Source organism: Agromyces cerinus, from assembly GCF_016907835.1.
GTDB classification, from domain to species: Bacteria; Actinomycetota; Actinomycetes; order Actinomycetales; family Microbacteriaceae; genus Agromyces; species Agromyces nitratus.
In genome coordinates this window covers 3,894,730-3,908,572 of sequence record NZ_JAFBCT010000001.1, presented here as the reverse complement: position 1 = coordinate 3,908,572, position 13,843 = coordinate 3,894,730, and the positions used below count along the sequence as shown (strand labels likewise).

The window sequence follows — 13,843 nt, the reverse complement described above, 5'->3', positions numbered from 1 at the left end:
TCGCGCCGACCGCGCCTCAGCCGGCGGGCATCGGCTCGGCGACTCAGCCGGCGAGCACCAGCTCGGCGTACCGCACCGTCGCGTCGGCGGCGGCGCCGATCGAGTACCCGGCGCCGTCGTGCGAGAAGACCAGCGTGCAGTACTTCGCGCCGTCCGTGCAGTCGGTCACCGCGACATCCCCGGCGGCCATGCCGACGAGCAGGACCGGCGTGAGCAGTGCGGCACCGTCGGCCCGCGCTGCGAGGTCGGCGACGAGCGCCGCACCGGTCGGAGCGATCACGAGCAGCGGGTTGTAGCCCGGTCCCGAGCACGGAGTGAACCCGGCCAGGTATCCGGCGGCGTCGCCGAACCGCACCCGCTCGGGCAGCGTCGCACCGATCGTGCTCCACTCGGCCGGCGAGCCGTCGAACGTCTCGATCTCGACGGCGGGCAGCACCGACTCGCAGTCGACCTGCTCAGCCGGACTCGCGGTGCCGAGCCCCGTCGGACCCGCGGCATCCACCGCCTCGACGGCGGATGCCGCGACGGCGACCACCCCATCGAGCACCGCCCGGGGGTCCATTCCGGCGAACACCGACCGGTCGGCGTTCCACCCGTCGGGCGTCAGGTCGACCTGGATCCAGGCGTCGCCGATCGGCACCGAGACGCGGCATCCGGGGTCGCCGCACGTCGCGAGGCCGGGGGCACCGCCGACGTCGCGGTGGTCGGTGTCCTGCGCGGGCCCGTCGCCCATGAGGTAGGGCTGCCACAGGGGGCCGCCGCCCGGCAGCACCTCGACCCGGAGGTACCGTCCGTCACTCGCCCCGTATTCGTCGGGGTTCACCGCCGCTCCCGCCCGCCACGAGCAGTCGAGCCCGCCCGCAGCGGTGACGGCCATCTCGCCGAGACCGGCACGCGGCCACCAGGCCTCGACGAGCTCCGGCGTTGCGCCGTCGGCTCCGGTCAGCGCTGCAGCGACGAGGTCGGCCGGCGCGAGGTCCTCGCAGGTCAACGCCCCGGCCGGCGTCTCCGCCGGTGTCGGCGCCGCGATCGGCGATTCCGTCGGTGTCGGCGCGGATGCCACGCAGCCGGTCAGGAGCAGGACGAGGGCAGCGGCGGCGACACCGCCGGAGATGAGACGCATGGCGCGAGCCTAGTGGCCGCCCGAGCACGGCGATTCAGGGATGTCCCGGGTGACGACGAAGGCCCGTGTCCACAGACACGGGCCTTCGCTCGTTCAGTTCGCGCGAGTTCAGCCGGCGCGTTCCTCATCGGCCGGGGCCGACTCGGTCTCGACGATCTCGACGATCTCGACGATCTCCTCGATCTCGATGATCTCGACCGCGTCGAGCGTCTCGACCATGGCGTCGGCCTCGGCCGCGGCAGCGCCGCGCTCGAGTTCACCTGCGAAGTCGTCGCCGAGGCGCATGTCGACGAAGTCGACGTCGATCTCGGCCCGGTCGAGCAGCTCGACCATGCGACGCTGGCGGTTGCGCGGGATGAGCGTGACGACCTGACCGGTCTTGCCAGCGCGGCCCGTGCGGCCGGAACGGTGCAGGTACGTCTTGTACTCGTCGGGCGCGTCGGCCTGGATGACGAGGTCGATGTCGTCGACGTGGATGCCGCGTGCCGCGACATCCGTCGCCACCAGCACGTTGACCCGGCCGCTCGTGAGCTGCTGGAGGTTGCGCGTGCGGCGCGACTGGTTCAGGTCGCCGTGCAGGGCGACGGCACGGATGCCGTAGTCCTCGAGGTGCTCGGTCAGGTCTTCGGCGAACGCGCGGGTGCGGGAGAAGACGAGCGTCTTGCCCTCGCGGTTCGCGAGCTCGGCGACGATGTCGCGCTTCTCGTGGTTGCCGATGACGAACACGCGGTGCTCGATCGTCGAGGAGGCCTGGTCTTCACCGGCGACCTCGTGCACGGCCGGGTCGACGAGGAACTCGTCGACGAGCGCCGCGACGCCCTTGTCGAGGGTGGCCGAGAAGAGGAGCTTCTGGCCGCCGTTCGCGGTGTGACGGATGATGCGCTGCACCGGCTCGAGGAAGCCGAGGTCGCACATGTGGTCGGCCTCGTCGAGCACCGTGATGACGACCTCGGAGAGGTCGAGTCGACGCTGCTCGATGAGGTCCTCGATGCGGCCGGGGGTGCCGATCACGATGTCGACGCCGCGCTGGAGCGCGCCGACCTGACGCTGCTGCGGCACGCCGCCGTAGATCTGCGTGGTGAAGAGGCCGACGCTCTGCGCGATGGGCTGCACCGTGCGGTCGATCTGCAGGGCGAGCTCGCGGGTCGGGGCGAGGATGAGCGCGCGGGGCTTGCGGCCCATCTGGCGCTTGCCGCCGGCCTTGCCGGACTCGGCCCAGAGCTTCATGAGGCGCTCGACGGTCGGGGCGCCGAAGGCGATGGTCTTGCCCGAGCCGGTCTTGCCGCGGCCGAGCACGTCGCGACCCTCGAGCACGACCGGGATGGTCGCGGCCTGGATCGGGAACGGCGACTCGGCGCCGAGCTGCTTGAGCGCGCTCACGACGTTGCCGCCGAGACCGAGGTCGGCGAAGCTCACGCCGTCGGCGTCGGTCGCCTGGATGGCCTGGGCCTCGAGGCGCTCGAGCACGACGTCGTCGTTCGGGGCGAAGCGGTTGCCCTGCTCCTTGGCCGGGTAGAAGCTCGAGTCGCGGCGACCCGACTCCTTGAAGCCGGGGCGGTCGACGTCGCGGCGGGGGGCGCGGTCGTCGCGGTCGTAGGAACGGGCCGGACGGTCGGGGCGGTCGAACGAACGCGCCGGACGGTCGTTGCGATCGAACGAACGGGCGGGACGATCGTTGCGGTCGTTCCGATCGAAGGAACGGGGAGCGCGGTCGTTTCGATCGTTGGTACGGGGTGCACGGTCGTCACGGTCGAACGAGCGAGCCGGGCGATCGCTGCGATCGAACGAACGCGGGGCACGGTCGTCGCGGTCGTACGAACGAGCCGGGCGATCGTTGCGGTCGAAGGAACGCGGTGCGCGGTCGTTGCGATCGTTCGAACGCGGTGCGCGGTCGTCACGGTCGAACGAGCGAGCCGGGCGATCGTTGCGATCGAAGGAACGCGGTGCGCGGTCGTTGCGATCGAACGAACGGGGAGCGCGGTCGCTGCGATCGTTGCGGTCGAAGGAACGCGGTGCGCGGTCGTTGCGATCGTTGGTACGGGGTGCACGGTCGTCACGGTCGAACGAACGAGCCGGGCGATCGCTGCGATCGAACGAACGCGGTGCGCGATCGTTGCGGTCGAACGAACGGGGAGCGCGGTCGCTGCGGTCGTTGCGGTCGAACGAACGCGGTGCGCGGTCGTTGCGATCGTTCGAACGCGGTGCGCGGTCGTCACGGTCGTACGAACGCGCCGGGCGGTCGTTGCGGTCGTACGAGCGGGGAGCCCGCTCGTCGCGGCCGTCACGCTCGGAGCGGTGCGGTGCGCGGCCGGTGGCGACGCGCTCGTCGCGCGACCAACGCTCCTTGCGAGGCTCGTCGGCCTCGGGGCGGTAGCCGCGGTGGCCTTCGCTGCGCGAACCGGGCTTGGACGATCCGGCGCGTGCCGGGCCGCCCTTCGAGCCGCCCTTCGCGTACGAGGGATCGAAGTTCTTGGCGGGCCTGCCGCCTTGGGGCTTCTTGTTCTTGGGCATGGTGACTTCCTGGGTTGTACTCGTGTACATGGCAGCGCCACTGCAGGCGCAGCACACTGAGAACCCGGAGCATCGTCGACCGGGGCCGTTCACATACGGTGACTATCCGAGGCCTTTGCCTCGAAACCGGCCCTTTGGACTCACAAACCCATCCGCGCACAGCGCGGTGTCCAGAACCGACTCGGCCACGATACCGGAATCATCTGGGAAAGTCCCGCACGCGGCATCCGCGCTGCAGCGGTGCGGCTCAGCTCTCGGGCGCCGGCGACACCTCCGGCGACGGCGAGGGCCCGGAGGCCTCCGTCGCACCGGAGAGCTCCCACGCCCCGCCGGTGCACTCGTAGAACGTCACGGTCTCGGTGTCGATGAAGATGTCGCCGTCGGCCGTGCAGGTCTCGGCAGCCGGTTCGCCGGCGCCCAGCACGACCTGCGTGCCGGGGGCGCCGGGCGCGCCCGTCTCGCCCGCGGCACCCGTCTCGCCCGCGGCACCCGTCGCGCCGGTCTCTCCGGTGGCGCCGGTCGCGCCCGGCGCTCCGGCGAGGTGCTCCGCCGCCGACACCCGGATGTTGCCGACGAGCTGCCAGTCGCCGTCCGTGAACAGGTAGACATCGGCCGTGGCGATGTCGATGTAGACGTCGCCGTCGTACCCCTTGCCCGGCTCGGGCACGCCCGAGCCCGCGCGCACGGCGGATCCCGCCGGGAGGATCTCGGCGATCGCCTCCTCATAGGCGGCCTCGTCGATCTCGGCGGTCGTCGGCGGCGGTGTCGCCGCGGCCTCGTTCGCATCGGCCGAACGGGCCAGCGTCGCCCCCAGGAACGACGCCACGAACGAGAGGAGCACGACCGCTGCGCCGACCCAGAGCAGCATCGCGCGACTCACTCCCGCAGGCTTCGCGGGCGCCTCGGCAGCGGTCGTCGGCTGCGGCGACGCCCCGCTCGGGTCAGACGGTGCGTTCTGCGGAGTCCGGTCGTCGGTCATTGCGTGCACCCCTCACGTCTCGCGCTCCGGTCGACCCGTGACGGCACGGTGCAGAGCCGCGTCGCGCTCAGCGTAGCGAGCGCGATCCGCGATCGATCGCGGCACGCGGGCGGGCGAGCCACTTTCGAAATCGCGGCGAAACACCCGAGACGTAGGCTCACCACATGCCGCAGCACCCCGCCCCCGTGATCGTGACCGTCAGCATCGAACCGCCACGCCAGGCCGAGGTCGAGCGGCTGCTCGACGCCAGCACCGCCTTCGCGCAGAGCCTGTATCCGCCCGAGAGCAACTTCCTGCTCGACATCGCGACCCTCGAGCGACCCGAGGTCGCCTTCTACGTGGCCCGCGACGGCGAGCGCGCGGTCGGCATCGCCGCACTCGTCGCCGAAGCGGATGCCGCGCGCGGCGAGTTGAAGCGCATGTTCGTCGATCCCGCGGCGCGCGGGCGCGGCGTCGCGGCGGCCCTGCTCGAACGCATCGAGGCGGATGCCGCGGCATGCGGGCTCGTCGAGATCGTGCTCGAGACCGGCGACCTCCACGATGCGGCGCAGGCGCTCTACACGCGTCACGGCTACCGGGAGATCCCGCAGTTCGGCCAGTACGTCGGCGAGGCCCACTCGGTGTGCTTCGCGAAGCCGCTGGTCGCCGCGGGGAAAGCGTTTCCACCGGCGCGAAACGTGAGGTAGCATCACTCCACCCCTGAACACGGAGCCCGGTGTGACCTCGACCCGACGCACAGGCGGCTCCGGCACTCGCGCCCGGCGAGTGGTGTGGGCTGCCGCGGCGACTGCAGCCGCCATCGCGAGCGTGAGCGCGCTCTCGGGCTTCCACGTGCCGCTGCGCGAGATCGACCCGAAGGGCGCCGAAGCGGCGAGCGAGGTCGTGACCTCCGAGCTCATCGGCATCCGCACCTTCACGGCGCCCGACCGCATCACGGTCGAAGCCGACGTCGAGTACGGCGTGCGCGAAGACGGCACGCTGCTCACGCTCGACGTGTGCACGCCGGCGGGCGCGGAGCTCGCCGTCGAGACGCTGCCCGCGGTCGTGTCGATCCACGGCGGCAGCTGGGCACGGGGCGACAAGGCGAACGCGGATTGGCGCAACACCTGTCTCTGGCTCGCGAGCGAGGGATTCGTCGCGGCATCCGTCAACTACCGGCTCGTGCCCGACGTGCGGTTCCCCGCCGCGATCGACGACGTCGCACTCGCGGTCGAGTGGCTCCGCGACCCCGAGCAGGCCGAGCGCTTCGGCATCGACCCCGCTCGCATCGGTGCGTTCGGAGGATCGGCCGGCGGCAATCTCGCCGCCCTGCTCGGCACCGCCGGCGAGGGTTCGCTCGACACCGGTTCCCGGGTCGCGGCGGTCGCCGAGCTCTCGGGTCCGGTCGGACTCGGGGCTGCCGAGCTCACTGCCGACGGGGCATCCGACTGGTTGCGGCGCATCGTCGGCGAGTACCTCGACTGCGAGCCGGGCGCGAGCGACGAGCAGTGCCCACAGGCGGAGGAAGCCTCGGCCGCGAGCTTCGCGGATCCGAGCGATCCGCCCTTCTTCATCGGGCACGCCGAGGCCGAGGTCGTGCCGCTCGGCCAGGCAGAGCGCTTCGCCGCCGCCCTCGCGTCCGCGGGCGTGCCCGCCGAGCTCGCGATCGTGTCGGGGGCCGATCACTCGATCGGCATCCTCGATGCGCAGATGCGCACCCGCGTCGCCGCATTCCTGCACGCGCACCTCGACTGAACACCCGGGCGGCGGGCGCCGGGCCGAAACGGGACCGGTCACCGCTCGGCAACCCCCTGTGCCGAAGCGGCCGCTGCCCGTAGGCTCAGGGCGTCTGCACGGGAGGCATCATGCCCGAACACGATCCATCAGACCGCGATGCATCCAGGTCATCCGGTCACGACTCACCGGCGCAACTGTCGCGCGCCGACTGGCGCATTATCGTTACGCGCACGGTGCACGAGTACCGCATCAACCAGGTGCACGACATCGCGGCGGCCCTGACGTTCTACGTGCTGCTCACGATCTTCCCCGCGCTGCTCGCCGTGCTCGCACTGCTCGGCATCTTCGGCAGCGCAGAAGCCGTCGTGGCCGATGCACTGCGCGTGCTGGAGGAGCTCGGCGGAGCATCCGTCGTCGAGGTCCTCCGCGAGCCGCTCGATCAACTGCTGAACGCGTCGCATGCCGGGCTCGCCTTCGCGACCGGCGTGATCGCCACCCTCTGGGCCGCATCGGGCTTCGTCGGCGCGTTCGGCCGTGGCATGAACCGCATCTACCGGGTCGAGGAGGGCCGACCGTTCTGGGAGATGCGACCCGCGATGCTCGCGGTCTCCGCGGTGCTGGTCGTGCTCGGCGCGATCGCCGCGGCGGGTCTCGTGGTGACCGGTCCCGTCGCCGAGGCGGCGGCCCGCGTGCTCGGCCTCGACGAGGGGGTCGCCTTCTGGTGGGATCTCGGCAAGGTGCCGGTGCTCGCCGCGATCGGCGTCCTCGTGATGGCACTGCTGTACTGGGCTGCACCGAACGTGCGGCGACGGCACCTGCGCTGGTTCAGCGTCGGCGCGATCGCCGCCCTGCTCGCCTGGGTCGTGACGACGTGCCTGTTCGCGCTGTACGCCTTCGGCGTCGGCAGCTACGAGCGCGTCTACGGCGTCCTCGGCGGAGTCGTCGCCTTCCTGCTGTGGGTCTGGCTCTCGAACCTCGCGATGCTCTTCGGGGCGGTGCTCGACACCGAGGTCGAACGGGCTCGCCAGCTGCGTGCCGGGATACCGGCGGAGGAGCAGGTCCGCCTGCCGCTCCGCGACGACCGGGTGATCGCCACGAATCGCGCCCAACGCCTGCGCGATGTTCACGCCTCGGCGGGCATGCGCCCCGATGCGATCGTCGACGGCGTCACCCCGCCGGCCGGGCTCCGCCCGCACGGCTGATCGGCACAGTACCCGCGTAGGGCCCGCGAATCGTCCTCGGGAGGGATGCAGCGCCGCGCGCCGCGTGATTGGCTGATGGCATCATGGCGAAGACCCATCACTCTGAGCAGAGCCCGGCGGATGCCGCGGCGCAGGTCGGATCCGCGATGCCGACGCGGCCCGCGACCCCTCCGCCTCCGCCTCCGCCCCCGGCACCGCTCCCGCCCGTGCCGACGATCCCTGCGGCGCCCGCGCGCCTCGCCCGCATCACGGCCGACGAACGGCAGTTCCGCGCGTGGATGCTGGTGTCGACATCGCTCCTCGCAGTCATCCTCTTCTCGGTGTCGGTGCCCCTCTCGGCCACCATCTACGACGTCAACCTGCTCGCCGCATTCGGCACGAGCCTCGCGCTCGCCGGCGCGCTGCCCCTCGCGGTGCGCTGGCCGTGGCCCGCCGCGAGCGTCTCCGCGGCCGGCCTGCTCGTGTTCGCACTGCTCTCCCTGGGCTCCGACGTGGCGCCGTGGCCGTGGCCGGTCACCTCGATCGTGAGCCAGGGCGCGCTGCTCATCGTGCTCGGCCTCATGTGGGAGTGGCGCCTCGGACTCATCGCCTGGGGCATGGGGGTCGTGGTGACCTTCCCGTTCGCGTTCGTGGACTCCGGGGCTGCAGCCAGCATGATCACGGGCGCCGCCGTCACGGCACTCGCCTGCGCGATCGCGGTGCTGCTCGCCCAACGCCGCGTGATCGGCGTCGAGCTCTTCCGCGAACGTGCGCATTCCGCCTTGGAGCAGCAGCGCCGCGTGCTCGTCGAGGAGCGCAACCGCATCGCGCGCGAACTGCACGACGTCGTCGCGCACGGACTGTCGATCATCCACGTGCAGGCGACGAGCGCGCCGTACCGGGTCGAGGGGCTGAGCGACGCCGCCAAGACGGAGTTCTCCGAGATCGCGGCCTCCGCCCGCTCGGCGATGACCGAGATGCGGCAACTGCTCGGGGTGCTGCGCAGCGCCGACACCGCGGCCGAGACCGCGCCGCAGCCCGGGCTCGCCCAGCTGCCCGAGCTCGCGGCATCCGTCGAGCGCGCCGGCGTGCCGGTGTCGCTCACCGTCGACGCCGACCTGCCCGACGGTGGACTCGCCGCGACGGCGGCCTATCGCATCGTGCAGGAGGCGCTCAGCAACGTCGTGCGGCACGCCCCCGGCGCACCGACCTTCGTCTCGGTCGAGGTGCTCGCCGACGACCTCGTCGTCTGCATCGACAACGAGACGGCGACGGATGACCCGGCGCCCGACGCCAAGGGCGGCGGACACGGTCTCGTCGGCATCGGCGAGCGCGCGGCGCTGCTCGGCGGGCGCGCCGAGTTCGGCGAACGGCCGGGCGGCGGCTACCGTGTTCTCGCGACCCTTCCGCTCGGGTCGGACGGAGGCGCGGTGTGACGATCTCGGTGCTCATCGCCGACGACCAGGCGATGGTGCGAGCCGGTTTCGCGGCGGTGCTCGCCGCCCAGGCCGGCATCGAGGTCGTCGGGCAGGCCGCCGACGGCGACGAGGCCGTGGCCATGGCCCGCGAACTGCGCCCCGATGTCGTCGTCATGGACGTGCGCATGCCGGGCCGCAACGGCCTCGAGGCGACCCGCGACCTGCAGACTCCCCCGCGGTCGAGCGACTACGTGCCACGTGTGCTCATGCTGACGACGTTCGACATCGACGACTACGTCTACGAGGCGCTGCGGGCCGGGGCGAGCGGGTTCCTCCTGAAGGACGCCACGCCAGAAGAGCTCGTCGCCGCCGTGCGCATCGTCGCCGCCGGCGACGCGCTGCTGGCGCCGAGCGTGACCCGTCGCCTCATCGAGGACTTCGCCCGGTCGGCACCGCCGCCGCGCATCGACTCCACACGACTCTCCGAGCTCACCGAACGCGAGCGCGAGGTGCTGACCCTCGTGGGCCGCGGGTTCTCGAACACCGAGATCGCCGCGGCGCTCTTCATCGCCGAGCAGACGGTCAAGACGCACGTCTCGAAGATCCTCTCGAAGCTCGGGCTCCGCGATCGCGTGCATGCCGTCGTACTGGCGTACGACACGGGGCTCGTCCAGCCCGGTTCCTGACCCGTACGCCCGTATGAGCCGAAACGGCTCCGTAGGGTGATGAACACCTCGGCACCGCGTTCCTAGCCTGCCGTCATGACGGAGATCCCGTTCGGATGGAGGCGGTCATGACCGACGTACAGGCACCCTCGACCGAGCACGGCACCGCGGCATCCGCTCGCCGTTCGCCGGCGGTCGCGCACGGCTCGGCGGTCGCGCGCGACTCGAGCGTCGATGCGATCCGCGTGGCGCTGCTCGTGGTCGTGTTCGCGCTGCACGCGATGATGGTCGGCGTCAGCGTCGGGCCCGACGGCCCGGTGCTCGAGAACGCCCTCGAGGGGCAGGCCTGGTTCGCCGCTGTGAGCTGGGTCGTGCAGATCATGCCGCTGTTCTTCATCGCGGGCGGGTTCTCGAGCTTCCTGCACTGGCGCTCGATGCGGGCACGCGGCGCGAGCGGAGCCGACTACGTGCGGGCACGGATGGAGCGGCTCGTGCGGCCGGCGATCGTGCTCGTCGGCGTCGTGGCCGCCGCACTCGTCGCCCTCTCGCTCGCCGGGCTCGCTCCCGAGCTCGTGGCGACCGCGGGCTTCCGCATCGGCCAGCCGCTGTGGTTCCTCGGCGTCTACCTCGCGACGTCGGCGCTCGTGCCGGTGATGGTGCGCGCCCACGAGCGGGCCCGCCTGCTGACGCCGCTCGCCCTGCTCGCGGGCGTCATCGCGGTCGACGCGCTTCGACTCGCGACCGGGCTCGAGGGCCTCGGCTTCGTGAACCTCCTGCTCGTCTGGCTGCTCGTGCAGCAGCTCGGCTTCCACCTCGCCGACGGCACCCTCGACCGCTTCTCCCCCGCCGCACTCTGGTCGGTCGCCGCCGGAGCCCTCGCACTGCTCGCCACGATCACCCTCTCGGGGCCGTACTCGGCAGACATGTACGAGAACCTCAACCCGCCGAACGTCTGCCTCGTGGTGCTCGGCGTCGCCCAGCTCGCGCTCTTCCAACTGGCCCGCCCGCGCATCAGGGCCTGGGTCGAGCGAGCGGATGCCTCGCGGCTCGTCTCGGCCGTCGGCGAGCGCGCGATGACCGTCTACCTCTGGCACATGCCCGTGCTCGTGGGGCTCGCGGGGGTGCTGCTCGTGGCCGACTCGCAGATCGGGCTCGCGCTGCCGGAGCCGATGAGCGCCGGCTGGTGGGCGAGCCGGCCGATGTGGCTGGCCGTCGCGGCCGTCGTCGTCGTGGGGGTCACACTCGTGTTCGCCCGGTTCGAGCGTGCACCCCAGGGGGCTCGCCCCGTGATGCGCCGCTCCTCGACGGCCGGTTCGGCGGCGATCGATGCGCTCTGCGGAGTGGCCGGTGTCGCCGTCGTGCTCGTCACCGGGTTCGGACCGGTGCAGGCCGCCATCGCGCTCGCGCTGCTGACCATCGCGCTGCTGGGTAGCGCCAACCTCGGTGCGGCGTTCGCGAGGGCCACCGCGGCGATGCGGAATCAGCGCAGATCGCGGCGCAACGGGATCGCGACGGCGAGCCAGGCAGCCACGGCCGCGTAACCGAGCAGCACGAGCCCGCCCACGAGCGGCGAGGTCGTCGACGCAGCGGCCATCGGCAGCTGCTCGGCGATCGCGTCGCCCAGGAAGGTGAAGTCGGTCAGCGCGGCGGTCGCGCCGCCGGGGAGGAACGGGTGGATGACGTTGACCCCGGGAACGATCATGAGCACGTGCTCGAGGAAGTAGAAGTACCCGAGCACGACGCCGATCGCGAGCAGCTGGTTGCGAGCGAGCGCGCCGATCGCGACGCCGAGCACCATGTACACGGCTGCCGCGAACGCGAGTCGTGCGAGCAGCGCGGCGAGCGACGCGAGCGACACCCCGAGTTCGACTCCCTGCACCGCGGCACCCGCCACGACGGCGAGGCCGGCGAAGAGGGAGGAGACCAGGCCGTAGGCGACGCCGAGGGCACCGAAGACGACGAGCTTCGCGGCGAGCACCCGGCCGCGACGGGGCACCGTCAGGAAGGTCGTGCCGATCGTGCGATGCCGGTATTCACCGGTGACCGCGATCGTGCCGATGAGCGCAGGCACGAAGAGCAGGAGCCCACTCATGCCGACGACGATGCCGACCCCCTCGGCGGTGTCGAGCCCGGGAAGCGGCGGCGTCGCGTTCTCGGGGCCGATGAGGGCGAGGAGCCCGGTCAGGCCGCCTCCGCAGAGTGCGGCGGTCAGGAGCGACCAGAGCGGAAGCCTGGTGGCGAACAGCTTGGCGGCCTCGCCGCGGAGCAGGCGGTTCATGCGCGGATCCCTTCGGTGCCCGAGGAAAGCGACGAGGCGCCACTCGAGGTGAGTTCGAGGAACGCGGCTTCGAGGCTCGTTCCACGTTCCGTGAATTCCGAGAGCGGCCCGGTCCACGTGGTGCGACCGCGGTCGATGAGCACGAGATCGTCGATGCCGTGCTGCAGTTCGGTGAGCACGTGGCTCGAGATCAGCACCGTGCCCCCGTTCGCCGCGAACCCGCGGAGGAAGGTGCGCAGCCAGACGATGCCGGCGGGGTCGAGCCCGTTCGACGGCTCGTCGAGCACGAGCACACCGGGGTCGCCGAGCAGTGCCGTCGCGAGCGAGAGCCGCTGCCGCATGCCCGTCGAGAAGCCGCCGACGCGGCGGTCGAGGTACTCGCTCATGCCGGTGAGTTCGGCGACCTGCTCGGCACGCCCGGCGTCGTGCCCGCCCAGGGCGCAGTAGCTGCGCAGGTGCCCCCGAGCGGTCATCGCCGGATGCGCGCTGGCGAGGTCGAGCACGGCCCCGACGGTGCCGGTGGGGTCGGCGAGCTCGGCGTACGGCAGGCCGCCGATGAGCGCGGTGCCCGAGTCGGGGCGCGCGAGGCCGAGCAGCATGCGGAGTGTGGTCGACTTGCCGGCGCCGTTCGGGCCGAGGAAGCCGGTGACGCGGCCGGGCGCCGCGACGAACGTCGCGTCCCGTACGGCCTCGACGTCGCCGATGCGCTTCGCGAGGCCGGAGACCTCGATCTGTGCGGTGATCATGGAGCGGATCCCTTCGGTGGCATACTCGAACGAGAGCAATGAGAATGTTCTCACTGTGAGAATAATCATTCGGAGGACCGATGCGCAAGCCGTCGCCCGTCGCCGACGTCGTCATGCACCCCGTCCGACTGCGCATCATCCAGCAGGTGGGCACGCGCGAGATCACCACGGCGAGCCTGCGCAGCGCCCTGCCCGACATCGCGCAGGCCACCCTCTACCGGCACATCGCGGCGCTCGTCGACGCCGATGTGCTCACCGTCGTCGAGGAGCGGCGCGTGCGCGGCGCGGTCGAGCGCACCTTCGCGCTCGGCGAGCGCATGGCGCACGTCGACCACGACGAGCTGCTCGAGATGGGCGCGCGGGAGCTGCAGCAGGCGTTCCTCACCTTCCTCGCCCATCTCGGCGAGAGCTTCGACCGGGCGAGCGCGGCCGACGATCCCCGATTCCGCGACTTCCTCGGGTTCGGCGAGATGACGCTGCACGTGACGACCGACGATCTCGCCGTGATCCAGGCGGGGCTCGGCGAGCTCCTCGCGCCCTATCTGGCCGCCACTGGCGACGACCGCCGCGCGGTCACACTCGCGACGGCACTCATCCCGACCGACGGCGCCGCGCCGCGCGACTGACCCCGGCGACGTCCGGTCGACCCGCTCAGTGCGAGTGCCCCGGCTGTTCCACGCCAGGTAGCGGCGCATCGGTGCCGGTCTGGTGCGAGCCGTGCGGCACGGCGTGCTCGCCGGCCTCGGTCGCGGCGAGTGCCGGGGTCGCGAGCGCCGCGACGAGCGCGGCCCCGGCGACGAGGCCGATGAGACGAGCGGTGTCGGATGTCGCGGCGACTCGGTCTCCGCGCCCACGCCCTGCCGATCGGGCGGGGCGGGTTCGGGCTCGCAGCTCGAGGCCCGCCGAGAGCGCCACCACCACGATGAACACGGATGCCGCGGCGAGCGGGCCCGGCGGGACATCCGTCATCGCGGCAGCACCCGTCGAGACCGCCGCCGCCATCCCCACGAGGGCGGCAGCGGTCGCGACGAGTGTCGCGGACGGGGCGATCACGCGCCCCGCCCGGAACGCGAGCCCGCCCCAGCCGAGCGCGGCGACGCCGGCCACGACGAGGGCGGGCTGCATCGCTCCCCCGGCACCGGCGGCGAGCGCGGCGAGCACGAGCCCAGCGCCGAACGCGGCGAGCATCGGCCAACTGCGCAGGGCCGCCGCCAGTGCGTGCATGG

At 72.1% G+C, this 13,843-nt stretch carries 13 protein-coding genes; 7 read left to right on the top strand and 6 right to left on the bottom strand.

What is annotated here, in order from left to right; translation table 11 throughout:
• Window positions 1-43: 43 nt before the first annotated feature.
• The 3 genes from JOE59_RS18255 to JOE59_RS18245 form a co-directional block, all read right to left on the bottom strand.
• The gene (locus JOE59_RS18255) at window positions 44-1,123 is read right to left on the bottom strand and encodes a hypothetical protein (protein WP_204463119.1); all 1,080 of its coding nucleotides are present in this window, start codon (window positions 1,121-1,123) and stop codon (window positions 44-46) included.
• Window positions 1,124-1,231: 108 nt separating this feature from the next.
• The gene (locus JOE59_RS18250; protein WP_204463117.1) at window positions 1,232-3,634 is read right to left on the bottom strand and encodes a DEAD/DEAH box helicase; all 2,403 of its coding nucleotides are present in this window, start codon (window positions 3,632-3,634) and stop codon (window positions 1,232-1,234) included.
• Between the two features lie 247 nt (window positions 3,635-3,881).
• Window positions 3,882-4,613: a hypothetical protein gene (locus JOE59_RS18245; protein ID WP_204463108.1), complete on the bottom strand. Its 732-nt coding sequence runs from the start codon at window positions 4,611-4,613 to the stop codon at window positions 3,882-3,884.
• A 164-nt stretch (window positions 4,614-4,777) separates the two neighbouring features.
• On the opposite strand from JOE59_RS18245, the gene JOE59_RS18240 reads away from it, so the two are divergent.
• The 6 genes from JOE59_RS18240 to JOE59_RS18215 all read left to right on the top strand — a co-directional run bounded on the left by JOE59_RS18240 (window position 4,778) and on the right by JOE59_RS18215 (window position 11,134).
• Window positions 4,778-5,299: a GNAT family N-acetyltransferase gene (locus JOE59_RS18240; protein WP_204463106.1), complete on the top strand. Its 522-nt coding sequence runs from the start codon at window positions 4,778-4,780 to the stop codon at window positions 5,297-5,299.
• A 31-nt stretch (window positions 5,300-5,330) separates the two neighbouring features.
• On the top strand, window positions 5,331-6,347 hold the full coding sequence (locus JOE59_RS18235) for an alpha/beta hydrolase (protein WP_204463104.1): 1,017 nt from the start codon (window positions 5,331-5,333) through the stop codon (window positions 6,345-6,347).
• Window positions 6,348-6,562: 215 nt separating this feature from the next.
• On the top strand, window positions 6,563-7,531 hold the full coding sequence (locus JOE59_RS18230) for a YihY/virulence factor BrkB family protein (RefSeq protein WP_204463096.1): 969 nt from the start codon (window positions 6,563-6,565) through the stop codon (window positions 7,529-7,531).
• 206 nt (window positions 7,532-7,737) lie between these two features.
• On the top strand, window positions 7,738-8,946 hold the full coding sequence (locus JOE59_RS19175) for a sensor histidine kinase (protein WP_204463094.1): 1,209 nt from the start codon (window positions 7,738-7,740) through the stop codon (window positions 8,944-8,946).
• Window positions 8,943-9,614 (top strand): response regulator, encoded by a 672-nt coding sequence (locus JOE59_RS18220; RefSeq protein ID WP_074259764.1) that lies wholly within the window; start codon window positions 8,943-8,945, stop codon window positions 9,612-9,614. The genes JOE59_RS19175 and JOE59_RS18220 overlap by 4 nt, the downstream gene beginning before the upstream one ends.
• Before the next feature lie 107 nt (window positions 9,615-9,721).
• Entirely contained in the window at window positions 9,722-11,134 is a 1,413-nt protein-coding gene (locus tag JOE59_RS18215; protein WP_204463091.1) for an acyltransferase family protein, read from the top strand.
• Here JOE59_RS18215 and JOE59_RS18210 read toward each other — a convergent pair.
• Window positions 11,074-11,871 carry an ABC transporter permease gene (locus JOE59_RS18210; RefSeq protein WP_204463089.1) on the bottom strand — a complete coding sequence of 266 codons (798 nt, stop codon included), beginning with the start codon at window positions 11,869-11,871 and terminating at the stop codon, window positions 11,074-11,076. The genes JOE59_RS18215 and JOE59_RS18210 overlap by 61 nt on opposite strands.
• Window positions 11,868-12,617 (bottom strand): ABC transporter ATP-binding protein, encoded by a 750-nt coding sequence (locus JOE59_RS18205; RefSeq protein ID WP_204463082.1) that lies wholly within the window; start codon window positions 12,615-12,617, stop codon window positions 11,868-11,870. Before JOE59_RS18205 ends, JOE59_RS18210 begins: the two co-directional genes overlap by 4 nt.
• An 80-nt stretch (window positions 12,618-12,697) precedes the next feature.
• Between JOE59_RS18205 and JOE59_RS18200 the strand changes: the two genes are divergently transcribed.
• Window positions 12,698-13,243, top strand: coding sequence for a helix-turn-helix domain-containing protein (locus JOE59_RS18200; protein ID WP_204463073.1), 546 nt, complete (start codon window positions 12,698-12,700; stop codon window positions 13,241-13,243).
• Between the two features lie 25 nt (window positions 13,244-13,268).
• Here JOE59_RS18200 and JOE59_RS18195 read toward each other — a convergent pair whose 3' ends face one another.
• On the bottom strand, window positions 13,269-13,841 hold the full coding sequence (locus JOE59_RS18195) for a hypothetical protein (RefSeq protein WP_204463070.1): 573 nt from the start codon (window positions 13,839-13,841) through the stop codon (window positions 13,269-13,271).
• Window positions 13,842-13,843: the final 2 nt, after the last annotated feature.

What these genes read in the sequence shown, in the direction of transcription:
- JOE59_RS18240 (WP_204463106.1), top strand. Translation starts at nt 4,778, where the DNA reads ATGCCGCAGCACCCCGCCCCCGTGATCGTGACCGTCAGCATCGAACCG.
- JOE59_RS18255 (WP_204463119.1), bottom strand. Translation starts at nt 1,123, where the DNA reads ATGCGTCTCATCTCCGGCGGTGTCGCCGCCGCTGCCCTCGTCCTGCTC.
- JOE59_RS18200 (WP_204463073.1), top strand. Translation starts at nt 12,698, where the DNA reads ATGCGCAAGCCGTCGCCCGTCGCCGACGTCGTCATGCACCCCGTCCGA.
- JOE59_RS18245 (WP_204463108.1), bottom strand. Translation starts at nt 4,613, where the DNA reads ATGACCGACGACCGGACTCCGCAGAACGCACCGTCTGACCCGAGCGGG.
- JOE59_RS18195 (WP_204463070.1), bottom strand. Translation starts at nt 13,841, where the DNA reads ATGCACGCACTGGCGGCGGCCCTGCGCAGTTGGCCGATGCTCGCCGCG.
- JOE59_RS18250 (WP_204463117.1), bottom strand. Translation starts at nt 3,634, where the DNA reads ATGCCCAAGAACAAGAAGCCCCAAGGCGGCAGGCCCGCCAAGAACTTC.
- JOE59_RS18210 (WP_204463089.1), bottom strand. Translation starts at nt 11,871, where the DNA reads ATGAACCGCCTGCTCCGCGGCGAGGCCGCCAAGCTGTTCGCCACCAGG.
- JOE59_RS18215 (WP_204463091.1), top strand. Translation starts at nt 9,722, where the DNA reads ATGACCGACGTACAGGCACCCTCGACCGAGCACGGCACCGCGGCATCC.
- JOE59_RS18205 (WP_204463082.1), bottom strand. Translation starts at nt 12,617, where the DNA reads ATGATCACCGCACAGATCGAGGTCTCCGGCCTCGCGAAGCGCATCGGC.